Genomic DNA, 15,790 nt, shown 5'->3' on the forward strand with positions numbered 1-15,790 from the left:
TCAGTACCGTGCTACCACGCCGCTGAAGTCCACGTCCTTGGCGACGTAGATGGCCAGCACCGTGCCCTGGTTGATCGTGACCGTGGCAGGACGATTGGCGGCGCGCTGCACAGCCTGGTTCGCGAGCTGCTGAACGGTCGCCGCGGTGTTGCTCTCGAACGGGCTCTGCGTCACCACGCCGTTGCTGATCGTGGTCTGGCGCGGGCCATGCTCTGCCGCCTCGTACTTGAAGGCGTCACTGAGCATCGAGATCAGCAGAGCAGCACCGATACGGCTACCCCAGTGGGCGTTGTAATAGCCGGGATGGCCGGCGCCGCCGAGCGTATCGATACCCGGGCTGGCCATGTTTACGTCGATACCGGTAGGCGTGACGATGCGATCCCAGATGACAGCCACACGGGGTCCATTGGGCTCCATCTCGTACTTCCCGAGGACCTTCGAGCCCTTGGGAAGCAACAGCCGCTTGCCGGTGAACGAGTACACCGGTTCGGTGACGATGCAGGACGTGAAGCCGGGGATGTCGGTGATGATCCGTGTCTCAAGCACGCAACGAATGAACGTGCCGCGCAGCATGAGCGTGTCGGGGTGGGTGAGTGGCGAGGCATTTGAAACGTCCGGCAGCGGCTTGGCGCCGTAGGCCGAATTCACGGGGACACCGCCCTGGGGCGAGGGACCGAGCATGCCCGGCATCATGCCGAACGCACCACCGGGACCACCCTGGCCGCCCATACCCATAGGCTCGCCGGCTGCGGCAGCCGCCTGCGCCGCCTGGGCGTCCATCATGCGACGTTCCAGAAGCGTCGGACCGGTGCGCACCGGCGCAGCGGTCGTCGTCCGCTGCGGTAGCGTCGACGGCAGCGGTGGCGGCGGTGCCAGCGCGATCGGTTCGGGCAGCTTGGGAGCCGCTTCCGGTACGGGCGCGACCTTTGGCGCCTCGGGAATGGTCACTGTTTCCTCGGCCTTTGGCTTCTTCGGCGGCGGCGCGGAGTTGCCGGAGCTGAGGAAGAACCAGGCCGCAAACAACAGGAGCGCCACGATGCCGGCCAGGAAGGCCAGCGCGCGACGATTCATCCGACGGACGTCGGCGGCGGCAAGCTGTGGCGCACCAGCATCGAGGTCGGGTGGCGGCGCCTGGCGGCGCTGATTGGCGTACGGATTTCCCGCGAGAGGATCGGCATGCTCGCTGCCCGCTTCCGTGTGCGGCACGCCGTTGTCGCGGTTCTCGTCGTCCGGATGATAGGGATTATTCGGGCTCACTTCTTCGTGTTCCTTCGCAGACCAACGACGTTGTTGTCGTGCCGGATGACCAGGTAGTTATAGGTGCCGTGGACCACGATGGTGTTGCCCTCCACCGTGGTGTTCACCACCGAATCCTCGCCATGTTCCTTTTCGCGCATGTAAACGGTCGGGAAGTTTCCGGTGGGAAACTGCTTAAGGTCAGGCATCTTGATGTACGTGAAACGGCCGTCGTCGTAGACGTTGACCGGCACGAGCCACGGCGCCGTCTTGCGCTTCACGGCATAGTCGTAGTCGAAGTTGTAGTCACGCCCCTTGACCAGCGAGGTGTCGAGTTCCGGCGTTTCCGCGACCTTCTTGGTTTCCGCAAGGAAACTCGTGTCGGACGGGTAGGTGAACGTGATCTTGTACTGGACGCCGGCACGACGAGCCTGGTCGAGCGTCTTCCAGTCGGTCGCCACGACCTTCAGCTCGAAGATGTACGAATGCGTGGCGGTACGAATCATCATGTTCGTATCGACGTCGACGTTCTTCGGCTTTACATAGAACACGTTGTCGCGGCGGGTCAGTTCCCAGCCGCTGCTGAAACCGGTGCTGTAGTCGAGGATCTTTTCATTCGGGCTCAGCTCGATCTGGGTGGTGATACCCAGTCCCGTGCGCACGGTATAGATCTTGTCGGGTTCGTACTGGTATGGGGTGACGACCTGTGCATGCACGACGCTGGTCGCGCAGGTGGTGAGCAGCAAGGCTGTCAAGCTCAGTCGGAGCATATTCTGACGCATCATCGACGACGCCCTCCATTGGCGGCGTTCGGTTGGGTGGGGGCGGCTGCCTGAGGTGCGGCCGTCTGCGGAGACGTGTTATTCATCGTTGCGTTGTCGACGGGAATGGGCGACTGAGGCATGGCCTCCATGGACGCCGGCTGCTGAGCGGGCGCGGCGGCTGCGGCAGGTGCCTGTGCTGCGGCAGGCGCCTCGCTTTCCGTCGGCGGCGGATCCGCATAGTCGTTGTCCACGCGATAGTCGGTGACCTGGAAGCCCAACGGGTTCTCGACGCGGTACTGGTCGTCCATCTTGAGATTCGGGTTGTACGTGAACGCGAGCGTCGCGATCTTGCTGTCGAGCGGCACGGTCTGGCCGGTCAGCTTGTTGTAGACGCTACGCTGGAAACGTACGGTGGCACCCTTTGGCGTGGTGCCGTTTTCGCCCCCAATGAAGATGATGCTGGAGATTTTCACGCGGACGGCGCGATCACGTCCGTACGTCTTGTAAGGCGCGTCAGGATTGGTCTGAGCGTGCAGATCCGTATAGGCCTTTGCGATCTTCGGTGTCGACATCGTCAATACCGTGGCCCAGTCACGCAGGTTGATCATGGTCACGTCGAACGATTCGCGAGCCAGGATGAAATGTGTGACGTTGCTGCGATTGATCGCCTCACTGGCCGTGATGCGCCGATTGACGACATCATCGGTAAGGCGCGTCACCGAACTCATGCCGGTATACGCATCGGCAAGCACGATGTACGGCACCTTTTCCTTCAATGGCAGCATGTAGAAATAGCCGGCTGCGAGGATCAGCGAGAGCGAAATCGAGCAAAACGCCACCATCCACGCGCGGCGTTCGCTGCGCTGGGCCAGGTCCGAAACCGTGGTTTCGAAATCGACCGATCGCGCTACCGCGGCATCGATCTTGGGAGATTGTTTCTTGTTGAACATCAAGTAGGCCTGGCGTGACTGTCGCGGGAATTACTGAGCACGAGACACGGGGGCCGCACCGGCGGAAGCCGCGTCGGTCGGTGCCTGTGCGAGAGGAGCTTTCGCTGCGACGGTCGGCTGCGAGCCGTGCGTATCAGCCGACGCGGTGGGCGCCGGGGAGGCAGGTGTCGGGGGCACGATGGCAGCCGTTTCCTCTACGACAAGCTCCGGCCCGTTCGCTACGACCGTCACGCCTTGCGGCGCGAAGATCGCGCTGAGCTGTGATGCCGCGTCGCGTAGCTCGGACGTATGGATCTGCGCGGCCGACTTGGGCAGCGTGAAATCCGAACGCAGGCGATAGGAGAGCTTGGTTCCCGTATCGCTGGTCCAGCGCGTGAGCATGGTCTTCAGCGTGCCGTCCATCGGCGCGGCGTAATACGTGTACGGCACCGCCAGCGGAATTTCGACCGGCTTGTCGTCATAACGGTTGACCGGCTTCCAGCGGCCGCCGAAATCCTTCGGGGCAGGCGTGCCGCATGCCGAAAGCGTGGCGGCCAGAACGGCCACCAGGAGTGTGGTGAGTTTGGGAGGCAGGGCAGTTTTCACGCTTGGCTCTTATTTTTGAAGGATGTGATTCGAGGACGACGGGCACGGCGCCACGTGCCTTGGCGAGGGCTGGCCGAATGCAATCGTTGTTTTTCTGGGGTCATTTGCCCGGGCGCATTCGTGCAACCCGGCGCGACGGCCAAGCGAGGCGTCGCACACAGGGACTTGCCACCGGGACTGCTACCTCGGCCCAACCGGCCGCGAGCGACATGCAATTCATCCATACAACATCCTGTAGGAGCGCTTCCGCACCCTTGCACTACGTTCCAGCGAAGAATGGCCTAGCGGCGCCGGGTTGCGATCGTCGATCGCCTACCCGAAGTTGCGGCTAGCTGGCCTTGGATTCCCCACCCCTTTCACGGACCCTGTCCGCGGCGTAAAGGTAACGCAACAACGTTTTCTTGACCAGACGTTGAAGTACCTGTTTCTGCGATGCTTGTCACACATTGTCGGCATGCAATGTGTATGAAACGTAACAGCTGCTTGACACACGTCGCTTGGCAAGTGTGGCGTGGCGCACGGTCCTGCGGCGTATGTCTACGTCTCGTGAAGGTTGCGCTTGTAACCATCGACTCGCCCTTTTACGTCGTCCTGAAGCTGCCATCGCGTGATGTCATCCTTGCTACGCCGCTTTAATTGCGTGCTTCTCAAAGAACGCGGCGGGTTAGTGAGTCGGGAAATGGTGGCGTACCCTTGCACCGACGTCACGGCCTGCTGATCGAAGAGCGAAGTGCGTTAGCGCCAACGGACTTACCCGAACTCGCCCGCTCCGCAGCGTGGCGTTCGGTGCCGATGATCGTGGCTGTTCGCGACAACGCGTGCGCACAGCCCACTCACGGACTGAGCCGTTGGGTCATGTCTGTTCCTTGAAGAGTGCGGGGCCGTGGGGAGCGGCGCAAGGCAACTATAGGGGTCGCTTCGCAGCAATCTATAGTTGCGATATTAGCGTGACGCCCGCGAGGCGGGCAAGCGCCTTGCCGCAGTGATTCGTAGCGCCCGTCATGCGGCCCAGCGTCGACAGCCGCGATCGCCGGGAGTAGAAATGCTCTCTTTGACCGGGAGCCCCGATGGATGCCGCAGTGATTCCTTCCGATGCCGAACTGATGGCGCTGGCAGGGGAGGTTGCCGCCGCAGCGATTGAGCGGCGGGTGATGGTGGCGACGGCCGAGTCATGCACGGGTGGCTGGATCGCGAAGACGCTCACCGACCTGGCGGGAAGCTCCGTATGGTTCGAGGCTGGCGTCGTGACCTACAGCTACAGCGCGAAAGAGGCGCTGCTCGGCGTCAACCCGCGCACCCTGGAGAGGACAGGCGCCGTCAGCGAGGAGACGGTGCTGGAGATGGTTTCCGGCGCGCTCGCGCGGTACGGCGCCGGTGTGGCGGTGGCGGTCACGGGCATTGCCGGCCCCTCTGGCGGCACGCCGGACAAGCCCGTGGGCACCGTGTGGATCGGCTGGAAGCGTCGTGGGGGCTATGCCCACGCGCAGGTCCACCATTTCGACGGCGATCGCGAAGCCGTGCGGCGGCAGACGGTTGCCGCAGCGCTTGCTGGAATGACCGCCGAGCTCAAGGCTTGAACCGGCCGGCTATGGCAAACTTGGCGATTGCGGATCGCAGTCCCTGAGACCACGGTCGGGCAAGATACATCCCTACACACGAGACCGGAATTCACGATGGACGACAACAAGCGCAAGGCGCTGGCGAGTGCCCTAGGCCAGATCGAAAAGCAGTTCGGCAAGGGTGCGGTGATGCGTCTGGGCGATCGCGTCGACGACCAGATCGACACCGTGTCGACCGGTTCGCTCGGCCTCGACATTGCCCTGGGCATTGGCGGCCTGCCGCGCGGCCGTATCGTCGAGATCTACGGCCCGGAATCGTCGGGCAAGACCACGCTCACGCTGCAGGCCATTGCGTCCTGCCAGCGCGCTGGCGGCACCGCGGCCTTCGTCGACGCCGAGCACGCGCTCGACCCGAGCTACGCCGAGAAGCTGGGCGTCAACGTCGCCGACCTCCTGGTCAGCCAGCCGGACACCGGTGAACAGGCCCTCGAAATCGCCGACATGCTGGTGCGCTCGGGCGCCGTCGACATGGTGGTGGTCGACTCGGTGGCGGCGCTTACGCCGAAGGCCGAAATCGAAGGTGAGATGGGCGATTCTCACGTGGGCCTGCATGCCCGCCTGATGAGCCAGGCCCTGCGCAAGCTCACGGCCAACATCAAGAAATCCAACTGCCTGGTCATCTTCATCAACCAGATCCGCATGAAGATCGGCGTGATGTTCGGCAGCCCGGAGACGACCACCGGCGGCAACGCGTTGAAGTTCTACGCGTCCGTCCGCCTCGACATTCGTCGCATCGGTGCGGTGAAGAAGGGTGAGGAAGTCATCGGCTCCGAGACCCGCGTCAAGGTGGTGAAGAACAAGGTGGCGCCGCCGTTCCGTCAGACCGAGTTCGAGATCCTCTACGGCGAGGGCACTTCGCGCGAAGGCGAGATCATCGAGCTGGGCGTGCGGGAGAACCTGATCGACAAGTCCGGCGCCTGGTACAGCTACAAGGGCGACCGCATCGGCCAGGGCAAGGAAAACGTCCGCCAGTTCCTCCGCGACAACCCGGCCATTACCAACGAGATCGACGCCCAGCTGCGCGATCGCCTGCTGGTGAAGCCCGGTAGCGGCACGTCCAAGGCCAGCGACACCGAGCAGGATGCGCTCGAGGAAGTCTGAGCCCGGCACGGGTGGGCGCGGCACCAAGGCCGAACGTCCCACCCGCACCGCGTACGACAAGGCGCTCGGGCTTCTCGCCCGGCGCGAACACTCCCGCCGCGAACTCAAGCAGAAGCTTGATCGCGGCGGTTTTGCGCGTGACGAAGCCTCGGCCGCGATCGAGCGCCTAGGTGATCAGGGCTACCAGGACGACGATCGCTTCGCCGAGGCGCTGATTCGCAGCCGCGTGGGTCAGGGCTACGGCCCGGCCCGCATCCGGGCCGAACTACGCAGCCAGGGCATCAGCGACGCCGTGTTGCGCCGATTGCTCGATGCGGTCGACGTGGATTGGGACGATCTTGCCGCCAGCCAGCTGCGGCGGCGCTATGGCGGACCCACGGCCGACCCCGCGGAACGGCAGCGTCGGGCGCAATTCCTCTTGCGTCGCGGCTTCGCCGCCGCCACAGTACGTGTTCTTACCCACGCCGATGCGGAAGACGCCGACGACGACTGAAGGCAACGAGCCTTGATTCTGGACGGAGCGTCCCCGCGATACGCCTCGCAGCTCCGAAGCCACGATCGCTCATGAAAACAGCCGAAATCCGTTCGACCTTCCTCGAGTTCTTCCGGTCCAAGGACCACACCATCGTGCCGTCGGCATCGCTGGTGCCGTCGAACGATCCCACGTTGCTGTTCACCAACTCGGGCATGGTGCCCTTCAAGAACGTGTTTCTCGGCAGCGAGAAGCCTGGCTACGTGCGCGCGGCGGACGTGCAGCGCTGCCTTCGGGCCGGCGGAAAGCACAACGATCTGGACGCGGTGGGTTATACCGCCCGTCATCACACGTTCTTCGAAATGCTCGGCAACTGGTCGTTTGGCGACTACTTCAAGCGCGACGCCATTCGCTATGCATGGGAACTCCTCACGGCGGTCTACAAGCTGCCGGCCGAACGCCTGTGGGTCACGGTGTACCACACCGATGACGAGGCCTACGACATCTGGCACAAGGAGATGGGCGTGCCTGCCGAGCGTATCGTGCGCATCGGCGACAACAAGGGCGCGCCTTTTGCGTCCGACAATTTCTGGCAGATGGCGGACACCGGCCCGTGTGGTCCGTGCACGGAAATCTTCTACGACCACGGTCCGGACGTTGCTGGCGGCCCCCCGGGTTCGCCCGACGAGGACGGCGATCGCTACATCGAGATCTGGAATCTGGTCTTCATGCAGTTCGATCGCGCGCCGGACGGCACGCTGACGCCGCTGCCGGCTCCGTGTGTCGATACGGGCATGGGCCTCGAGCGTCTCGCTGCTGTACTTCAGCACGTGCATTCCAACTACGAGATCGACCTGTTCGCGCACCTGATTGCCGAAGCGGGCCGTCTCACCGGCACGGCCGATTTGTCGAACAAGTCGTTGCGCGTCATCGCCGATCATATCCGTGCCTGCTCGTTCCTGATCGTCGATGGCGTGCTGCCGTCCAACGAGGGGCGCGGCTACGTGCTTCGCCGTATCATCCGTCGCGCCCTGCGGCATGGTTGGATGCTCGGCGTGCGTGGCGATTTCTTCTGGAAGATGGTGGCGCCGCTCGTGGCCGAGATGGGCGACGCCTATCCCGAGATCGCCGCCAAGCGTGCGTTCGTCGAGCAGGCACTGAAGACCGAGGAAGAGCGCTTCGGCGAAACCCTCGAGCACGGCATGCGCCTGTTCGACGATGTCGCCGCCAAGTCGGGGCAGATCATTCCCGGTGTGGATGCTTTCCGTCTTTACGACACCTACGGCTTCCCGGTCGATCTCACGGCCGATATCGCGCGCGAGCGTGGCATGACGGTCGACATGGAAGGCTTCGAGCAGGCCATGGGTGAGCAGCGCGCACGCGCGCGTGCGGCCAGCAACTTCGCAACCAAGGCGCAGCTTCCGGCAGAGGTCGCCAGCGCCTTGTCGCCGACGATCTTCACCGGCTACGAACATCTCGATCTTGCCGATGCGAAGGTCGTCGCCATCGTCCGCGAAGGCAAGGCGGTGGATGCGCTCGCCGATGGTGAGGAGGCTTTCGTGCTGCTCGATCGCACGCCGTTCTATGCCGAGTCTGGTGGGCAGGTCGGCGACACGGGCATGCTGCGCAATCCGTCCGGTGCATTCGCCGTGGCGGATACACAGAAGGTCGGCGGAGCTTTCTTCGCGCACTTCGGTAGCTGGCAAGGTTCCGCGCCGTTGACCAAGGGTGCCGTCGTCGGTGCCTCGGTCGACGCGGCCCAGCGTCAGGCCACGGTGCTGAATCATTCGGCCACCCATTTGCTGCACGCAGCCTTGCGCACCGTGCTGGGCGATCACGTCGCACAGAAGGGTTCGCTGGTCGCGCCGGAGCGGCTGCGTTTCGACTTCTCCCACTTCAAGGCCGTCACGCCCGAAGAGCTGGCGCAGGTCGAGCATATGGTCAACGACGAGATCCGCCGCAATCAGCAGGCCGAGATTCACCACATGGGCTACGACGACGCCTTGGCATTCGGTGCCGTTGCTCTGTTCGGCGAGAAGTACGGTGCCGAGGTGCGCGTACTGAAGATGGGCGATTTCTCTACCGAACTCTGCGGCGGTACGCACGTCTCGCGCACCGGCGATATCGGCTTGTTCAAGATCGTTTCGGAATCCGGTGTCGCCGCGGGCGTTCGACGCATCGAAGCTGTGACCGGCGCGGGCGCCATGGCGCGCGTAGCCGACGAGGAGCGCATCCTGAGCGAGGTCTCCGGGTTGCTGGCTGCGACGGGCGACGACGTCGTCGAGAAGCTTCGCCAGCTCTTCGATCGGCAGAAGAAACTCGAAAGAGAGGTCGAATCGTACAAGGCCAAGGCAGCCAGTTCGGCGTCCGCGGATCTGGCTGGCTCGGCGGTCGAGGTGGCCGGTATCAAGGTCGTTGCGGCACGGCTCGAAGGTCTCGATGCCAAGTCGCTGCGCGACAGCATGGATGTTCTTAAGCAACAACTAAGCAACTGCGTCGTGATCCTCGCCGGCGCAGTCGATGGTCGCGTATCCCTGGTGGCAGGCGTCGGCGGCACAGCGCTGGGCAAGGTCAAGGCTGGCGATCTCGTCGCGGAAGTGGCGTCCCATATCGAGGGCAAGGGCGGTGGCCGCCCGGATATGGCGCAGGGCGGCGGCCTCGATAGCCCGGCGCTTGCGACTGTCCTGGCAGGCATTCCTGCCTGGGTGGAGGCCCGCCTGCGCTGAACGGCAGGTGGCCGGATAGACGTCGGTATGTTGTAAACGCGTCCCTGTGCACGCATTCACAGCCTCGTGCGTTGCGTACCCCGGTTTGGCTCGGCTAGTATCAGCCGAATGTCGAACCGCATCCTTCGACATCGATCCTTCGGGTCGAGATGGCAGGACAGCTAGTCAGCGACACACACAACTAGAGCCGGGGAAGGCAATCGGCCTTCGATGGTCGAAACGTCGATCCATTGACGGCAAGCACTCGGGGTGAGGTTGTCGTTGGTGGGGAAGCCAATACCTGATTTTATGGAGTATCAATCATGCTGATTCTGACCCGCCGGGTCGGTGAAACCCTGATGATCGGCGACGAGGTGACCGTCACCGTTCTGGGTGTGAAGGGTAACCAGGTGCGCATCGGCATCAATGCACCGAAAAACGTTGCGGTCCACCGCGAAGAGATTTACCAGCGCATCAAGAACGAGAATGACCCGGCCGGCCATTCCGGGGACGACCAGTAAAGTCTTTACGGCCGCGGCAAGGGCAAGTATCCTTGCTGGCTCGTTAGGGCACGGTCCTCGACGAACGATCACGGAGAGTTGCCCGAGAGGCCGAAGGGGCTCCCCTGCTAAGGGAGTATAGGGTCAAAAGCCTTATCGAGGGTTCGAATCCCTCACTCTCCGCCAGACACAGAAAAGCCCTGACTCGTCGGGGTTTTTTTGTGTCTGGCGACGGGGCGTATTGGCGCTGCGTGAGACGTCTAGACCGCGGTCGTACCTCGTAGCCGTAACGGTTCGGTCGGGTAAGTGGGCCAGAGGCCATCAGGCGTTGGCATCGGCAACCGATTAGTGGTTTCCTCAGCCGACCCGCCACGGAGCCGCCCCATGAAGCTTGCCTTGCTCTTCGCCGCGCTCGTCCTTGCCGCCACGCCTTCCTTTGCGGAAGACACGCCGAAGGCGCAGATCCAACAGGTCGTCAACCGGTTCCAGGCGGCCATCAAGGCCCACGACGGTCAGGCCCTCGGCACCCTGTTCCTGCCCGATAGCAAGGCGTGGATCATGGCGATGGGGGACTCGACCTATCAAAAGATGCGTCAGAAGCATCCCGACGCGGCTTCCTTTAAGAGCGGTACCTGGCAGGAATTCGTCGCCTATGTCGGCGGTACCAAAGACCCCATCGAAGAGCGCTTCCACAACGTGCGTATCGATACGGACGGTACCATTGCGTCCGTCTACTTCGACTTCGAGTTTCTTACAGACGGAAAGGTCGACAATCGCGGTGCAGAAACGTGGCAAATGCTGCGCACGCCTGACGGATGGAAGATCGTCGCGATGCTGTATTCATCCAACTTCTGAATCCCTGTGACTACCGCCTAGGCACCGGCACGCAGTCACCTTCCGGCAAGCGGGCAGGCGTTCCCCTGCCCAGCCCGCTGACGTGCGATATCCGCTCAGAAATTGACCGAGCGCAAATGCTGGCGGAACCCTCGGCGTTACTTTGCTCGCTTTCAGCGACTGGGGCCGCCATGTCCATCGGTTATGACGATCTGCACACGAGCTACGGGCGTTGCCTGCGTTCGCGCGGTTTCATCGAGCGCTTCTACGAAATTCTCCTCGCCCGCGATCCACGCATTCCGCCGCTCTTCGAGAAAACCGACTTTCAGAAGCAGCACATGGCCCTCCGTCGCGGCATCAGCCTGGCGATCTCATGGGCCGCGGGAGACGGCATGGCGCAGCGTCCCGTCGATGAAATGATTCGCGTCCATGCACGCCTGGGCAGGGCGCCGGTACTTCCGGAGTTCCACGACCACTGGCTTGAAAGCCTTTTGCAGGCCGTGCGCGAGCGCGACGATCAGCTCACGCCCGAACTGGAAGCTCGCTGGCGCGAAGCCATGGGCAAGGTCACACACGCATTTGCCGTCGCCTTCTGAGCAAGGCTAGATACCCGGACAACGAAAAGGCCCGCTTTTGAGGGCGGGCCTTTCATCGTCGAATGACGAAACTACTCGAATTTATTGGTCGGGGAGACAGGATTCGAACCTGCGACTTCTACGTCCCGAACGTAGCGCTCTACCAGGCTGAGCTACACCCCGACGGGAGCCGCGTATATTAGCCGTGGGTCGGTGCCTTGGCAACAGGTCTTCGCATCTTTTTTACGTGGACGGCGGGGTGGCCCTGGCCATCTGCTAATCTATGCGGCTGCCGCGTGGCGGCGTCCGTAAGCCTGTCCGAAGAGGAATTGCATGGCACTCACCCCGGCCCGCACCATGCCCGGTGTCCTCGAGCTCCTGCCGCTCGATCAGATCGCCTTCCAGCGTATGTTGGATACGATTCGTCGCAATTACGAGCGCTTCGGCTTCCTGCCGATCGAGACCCCGGTCATCGAGTACAGCGACGTGTTGCTGACCAAGACCGGTGGCGAGACGGAGCGGCAGGTGTACTTCGTCCAGTCGACCGGCTCGCTGGGTGCGGCCGAGAAGGGCGAGGTGCCCGAACTGGCGCTGCGCTTCGACCTCACGGTGCCGCTGGCGCGCTATGTCGCGGAGCACGAGCACGACCTCAGCTTCCCCTTCCGTCGCTACCAGATGCAGCGCGTCTATCGTGGCGAGCGGGCGCAGCGCGGTCGCTTCCGCGAGTTCTATCAGTGCGACATCGACGTCATCGGCAAGGATTCGCTTTCGGTGCGCTATGACGCCGAGATTCCGGCGGTGATCTACAGCGTCTTCCGCGAGCTCAACATCGGCGCGTTCACCATCCATCTCAACAACCGCAAGTTGATGCGCGGTTACTTCGAGAACCTGGGCATTGCCGACGCCACGCAGCAGATGCTCGTGCTGCGCGAGGTCGACAAGCTCGACAAGCGTGGCCCGGACTACGTACGCGATACCCTGACCGGCGACGCGTTCGGTCTCGCAGCTGACGTAGCCGACAAGATCCTTGCCTTCGTGCAGGTGCGTTCGACGTCGGTGGACGATGCATTCGCGAAGCTCGATGCGCTGGGCGCCGGTTCGGAAGCGTTCGAGCAGGGCAGGGCGGAACTGAAGGAAGTGCTCGCGATGATCCGTGACTTCGGCGTGCCGGAGACGCACTTCGCGCTCAACCTGTCCATCGCACGCGGGCTCGACTACTACACCGGCACCGTCTACGAAACCACGTTGAACGAACATCCAGGGATCGGTTCGATCTGTTCGGGTGGTCGCTACGAGAATCTGGCCGGCCAGTACACCAAGTCGCATCTGCCGGGCGTGGGTATCTCCATCGGTCTGACTCGTCTTTATTGGCAGCTTCGCGATGCGGGCCTCGTGTCCACGGCGCAGAGCACGGTGGACGTGCTGGTCACGCAGATGGATGCCGCGCAGATGCCGACGTATCTTGCGGTGGCTTCGGAACTCCGCAGTGCGGGCATCGCCACGGAGGTGGTGCTCGACGGCGGCAAGCTGGGCAAGCAGTTCAAGTACGCCGATCGCGCCGGCATCCGTTTCGTCGTGGTGCTTGGCGAAGACGAAATTGCCAAGGGCGTGGTCACGGTGAAGGACCTGCGCCGCGAAGACCAGTTTGAGGTGCCACGCGCCGATCTGGTCAAGACACTTCGCGTCGAACTGGCCCAGGCCGAAATCGGTCGCTGAATCCTCCCACCGCATCCCACGGCGCTTCCCATGACCAGCAGCATTCTTCTCGACGGGCGTAGCCTCACGCGCGCCCAGGTCGCCGCCATCGCCCGCCAGGGCGCCTCGATTCGACTCGACGAGGCGCAGTTGGTGAAAGTGAAGCGCGCTGCCGACTTTCTCGCGGAAAAGGTAGGCGGTGGGGAGCCGATCTATGGCGTCACGACCGGCTTCGGCAGCAACGCCGACAAGCTGCTCGGTGCGCACCGCGTGCGCGACGAACTGCCCGGCGGCAATCCGGAGCCGCGCGACGGAAGCCTGCTCGAAGAACTGCAGCACAACCTGATCATCACCCACGCGGTCTGCGTCGGTAAGCCGTTCTCTATTGACGTCGTACGCGCCATGCTGGCCATTCGCGTGAACACGCTGATGCGCGGGCATTCGGGCATTCGCGTGGAAACCCTGCGCGCGCTGGCCGAACTGCTCAACCGTGACGTGATCCCGGTCATTCCGGAGAAAGGCTCGGTAGGCGCCAGCGGCGATCTCGCGCCCTTGTCGCATCTCGCCATTGTGTTGCTTGGTGGCGGCGAAGCCTTCTACAAGGGCGAGCGCATGCCGGGCGGTAAGGCACTCGCGGCAGCGGGTCTCCAGCCGGTGCGGCTCTCCTTCAAGGAGGGTCTGGCATTGAACAACGGTACGACGCAGATGCTCGCCACCGGCGTGCTCGCGCTCGACACGATGGACATGCTGATCCGCACGGCCGACCTGGCTGCGGCGATGACCCTCGACGCCTTCGCCGGTCGCACCGGCGCCTATGCAGAAGAGGTGCATGCGTTGCGTCCGCACCCCGGGCAGGTCGCCGCTGCGCAGAACATCCGTGGTTTGCTGGAAGGCTCCACCCTCGCCGACATCGCGTACCACATGGTGCCGCGCTTCCGCCCGTGGTTGGCCGATGCATGGGCCGAGCCGAGCGAACAGGCCTACCGTTTCGACATCGGCTGGGACTGGGTGCCCGCCACGCAGCGCCACGGCAAGGAAGCGTTCTACTCGCGGTTCCTCCCGTTCAAGGGTGGCAAGAAGCACCAGCCGCAGGACGCCTACTGTCTGCGCTGCGCTCCGCAGGTCCACGGCGCGGTGCGCGATGCCTGGGAGCAGGCCTGCCGCGTGTTCGACGTTGAACTCAACGCCGTGACCGACAATCCGCTCGTGTTCCCCGATGCCGAGAACGCCGAGGTCATCGAGGATCAGGTGATTTCCGCCGGGCATTTCCACGGCATGCCGTTGGCCCTGGCGATGAGTTACGTCAAGGCATCGATTCCGGTGCTCGCCTCGATCTCCGAGCGGCGCACCGCGAAGCTGGTCGATCCCGCCAACAACGATGGCCTGCCTGCGTTCCTGATCGGCAACGAGGACGCTACGGACTCGGGCTTCATGATCGTGCAGTACACGGCGGCAGCGCTCGTGAACGATCTCGCCACGCGTGCGCATCCTGCATCGGTGTACTCGGTACCGACGAGCGCCAATGCGGAAGACCACGTATCCATGGGTGCGAACGAGGCGCGTCACGTGCTGGAAATGACGGAAGACCTCGGCCACGTGCTTGCCATGGAGTTGTACACCGCAGCCCAGGCCCTGGAATACCGGCAGGACATGCTCAACGCCGCGCGTGCGCTTGCACACCGGGGTGACTGGCAGGCGCTGGCCGCGAAGGTTTCCGGTGCACCACGCACCGACTCGCCGCATTACCCGCTATTCGAGCGCGAGGTGCGTGCACTCATGGACGCGCTGGCATCCGCGGACGATTTCCATGGCGGTGTGGCCGTGCGCCAAGCCTTGGCGACGCTGCGCGACCATGTGGCTTTCATGCAGCGCGATCGTGCGATGGACGGCGACGTACGCGCGGTGTGCGATCTCGTTGCATCGGGCCGTCTCGTCGCCGAGGGCTGAAGCTGCGACTACGGCGCTCTCGATTCGCCGCGGAAGAAGCGGATGCCGCCGGTCGTGTCATTGGCGGGCGTCCAGTCGTCGCCCGTGCCGGCGTTCACGTCGGCCAGGTACTGGTAGAGCTGGGCATCGTTCACGAGACCCAGCTTCGCCATGGCCGAGCGCTTCTGCCTGCTGATGGTCTTGAAGCTGCGCCCCATGAGCGCGGCAATGTCCGATAACGAGTGCCCCTTCGCATAGGCTCGCAAGACCTCGATCTCCCGCGGGGATAGCCGCGTGGCGAGTTCTTCCGGGCCCGTGGCGCAATCCACTTCCTGGAACAGCCGGCGAATGCCCGGACTGAGATAGGAGCGCCCGACATCGGCGGCATGCACGGCGACCGGGATGTCCCGAAGATTGGTGCGCTTGTCGAAAATGGCGGCCACGCCCATGTCGAGCAGGCCGCGCAGGATCGCCGGATTGGAGAGCATCGTCAGCACCACGATGCCGATGTCCGGCCGCACCGCACGAATGCGCCGGATCATCGGCATGCCGTCGGGCTGGTCGCCCTCCGGCATGGAGTAATCGGTGATGACGACGTCGCAGGGATGGTCGGCGAGGGCGTCGAACAGGGCATCGGTATCGTGGGCGCGGGCGACCACGTCGTAGCGATGCGCCTTGAGGATGGTTTCGACCCCCGCAACGACGACCGGGTGATCGTCGGCGATGATCACGGTGCTCGGCATGGTAGAGCTCATGGGCGGTGGAATGGCGCCATGGTGGCGAGGGCCAGGGCCGAAATATATGGAAGAAAGGCGCAATCACGTGTCA

The 15,790-nt window shown here is 63.5% G+C and carries 14 protein-coding genes and 2 tRNA genes; 10 read left to right on the top strand and 6 right to left on the bottom strand.

The window, feature by feature from the left end:
* The 4 genes from IM816_RS05355 to IM816_RS05370 are packed head-to-tail and all read right to left on the bottom strand — an operon-like array spanning position 1 to position 3,535.
* Complete coding sequence (locus tag IM816_RS05355) at positions 1–1,257, bottom strand: TrbI/VirB10 family protein (protein ID WP_072323033.1); 1,257 nt, start codon at positions 1,255–1,257, stop codon at positions 1–3.
* Positions 1,254–2,018, bottom strand: a complete 765-nt coding sequence (locus IM816_RS05360; protein WP_425602630.1) for a TrbG/VirB9 family P-type conjugative transfer protein — start codon at positions 2,016–2,018, stop codon at positions 1,254–1,256. Before IM816_RS05360 ends, IM816_RS05355 begins: the two co-directional genes overlap by 4 nt.
* Positions 2,018–2,950 (bottom strand): VirB8 family type IV secretion system protein, encoded by a 933-nt coding sequence (locus IM816_RS05365; RefSeq protein WP_072323035.1) that lies wholly within the window; start codon positions 2,948–2,950, stop codon positions 2,018–2,020. Before IM816_RS05365 ends, IM816_RS05360 begins: the two co-directional genes overlap by 1 nt.
* Positions 2,951–2,980: 30 nt before the next feature.
* Positions 2,981–3,535 (bottom strand): hypothetical protein, encoded by a 555-nt coding sequence (locus tag IM816_RS05370; protein WP_250340065.1) that lies wholly within the window; start codon positions 3,533–3,535, stop codon positions 2,981–2,983.
* 1,067 nt (positions 3,536–4,602) lie between these two features.
* Between IM816_RS05370 and IM816_RS05375 the strand changes: the two genes are divergently transcribed.
* The 8 genes from IM816_RS05375 to IM816_RS05410 all read left to right on the top strand — a co-directional run bounded on the left by IM816_RS05375 (position 4,603) and on the right by IM816_RS05410 (position 11,362).
* On the top strand, positions 4,603–5,112 hold the full coding sequence (locus tag IM816_RS05375) for a CinA family protein (RefSeq protein ID WP_250340066.1): 510 nt from the start codon (positions 4,603–4,605) through the stop codon (positions 5,110–5,112).
* A gap of 96 nt (positions 5,113–5,208) precedes the next feature.
* Positions 5,209–6,255: a recombinase RecA gene (recA, locus tag IM816_RS05380; RefSeq protein WP_072323038.1), complete on the top strand. Its 1,047-nt coding sequence runs from the start codon at positions 5,209–5,211 to the stop codon at positions 6,253–6,255.
* Positions 6,236–6,748 (top strand): regulatory protein RecX, encoded by a 513-nt coding sequence (locus IM816_RS05385; protein WP_072323039.1) that lies wholly within the window; start codon positions 6,236–6,238, stop codon positions 6,746–6,748. Before recA ends, IM816_RS05385 begins: the two co-directional genes overlap by 20 nt.
* A 71-nt stretch (positions 6,749–6,819) precedes the next feature.
* The gene (gene alaS / locus IM816_RS05390; RefSeq protein ID WP_250340067.1) at positions 6,820–9,453 is read left to right on the top strand and encodes an alanine--tRNA ligase; all 2,634 of its coding nucleotides are present in this window, start codon (positions 6,820–6,822) and stop codon (positions 9,451–9,453) included.
* 302 nt (positions 9,454–9,755) lie between these two features.
* The gene (gene csrA / locus IM816_RS05395; RefSeq protein WP_072323041.1) at positions 9,756–9,953 is read left to right on the top strand and encodes a carbon storage regulator CsrA; all 198 of its coding nucleotides are present in this window, start codon (positions 9,756–9,758) and stop codon (positions 9,951–9,953) included.
* 72 nt (positions 9,954–10,025) lie between these two features.
* Positions 10,026–10,118: transfer RNA gene (locus IM816_RS05400), tRNA-Ser, on the top strand.
* A 198-nt stretch (positions 10,119–10,316) separates the two neighbouring features.
* A complete protein-coding gene (locus IM816_RS05405; protein ID WP_250340068.1) occupies positions 10,317–10,787 on the top strand; it encodes a Cif family virulence factor in 471 nt (156 codons plus the stop codon).
* A 170-nt stretch (positions 10,788–10,957) separates the two neighbouring features.
* A complete protein-coding gene (locus tag IM816_RS05410; protein WP_250340069.1) occupies positions 10,958–11,362 on the top strand; it encodes a globin family protein in 405 nt (134 codons plus the stop codon).
* 85 nt (positions 11,363–11,447) lie between these two features.
* Here the strand turns inward: IM816_RS05410 and IM816_RS05415 are convergent.
* A tRNA-Pro gene (locus tag IM816_RS05415) sits at positions 11,448–11,524 on the bottom strand.
* Positions 11,525–11,674: 150 nt separating this feature from the next.
* Here IM816_RS05415 and hisS point away from each other — a divergent pair.
* On the top strand, positions 11,675–13,057 hold the full coding sequence (gene hisS, locus IM816_RS05420) for a histidine--tRNA ligase (protein WP_250340070.1): 1,383 nt from the start codon (positions 11,675–11,677) through the stop codon (positions 13,055–13,057).
* Positions 13,058–13,087: 30 nt separating this feature from the next.
* A complete protein-coding gene (locus IM816_RS05425) occupies positions 13,088–14,983 on the top strand; it encodes an HAL/PAL/TAL family ammonia-lyase (RefSeq protein WP_072323044.1) in 1,896 nt (631 codons plus the stop codon).
* Between the two features lie 8 nt (positions 14,984–14,991).
* Here the strand turns inward: IM816_RS05425 and IM816_RS05430 are convergent, their stop codons facing one another.
* Positions 14,992–15,705, bottom strand: coding sequence for a response regulator (locus IM816_RS05430; RefSeq protein WP_250340071.1), 714 nt, complete (start codon positions 15,703–15,705; stop codon positions 14,992–14,994).
* Positions 15,706–15,790: the final 85 nt, after the last annotated feature.

The organism is Luteibacter flocculans, assembly GCF_023612255.1.
GTDB classification, from domain to species: domain Bacteria; phylum Pseudomonadota; class Gammaproteobacteria; order Xanthomonadales; family Rhodanobacteraceae; genus Luteibacter; species Luteibacter flocculans.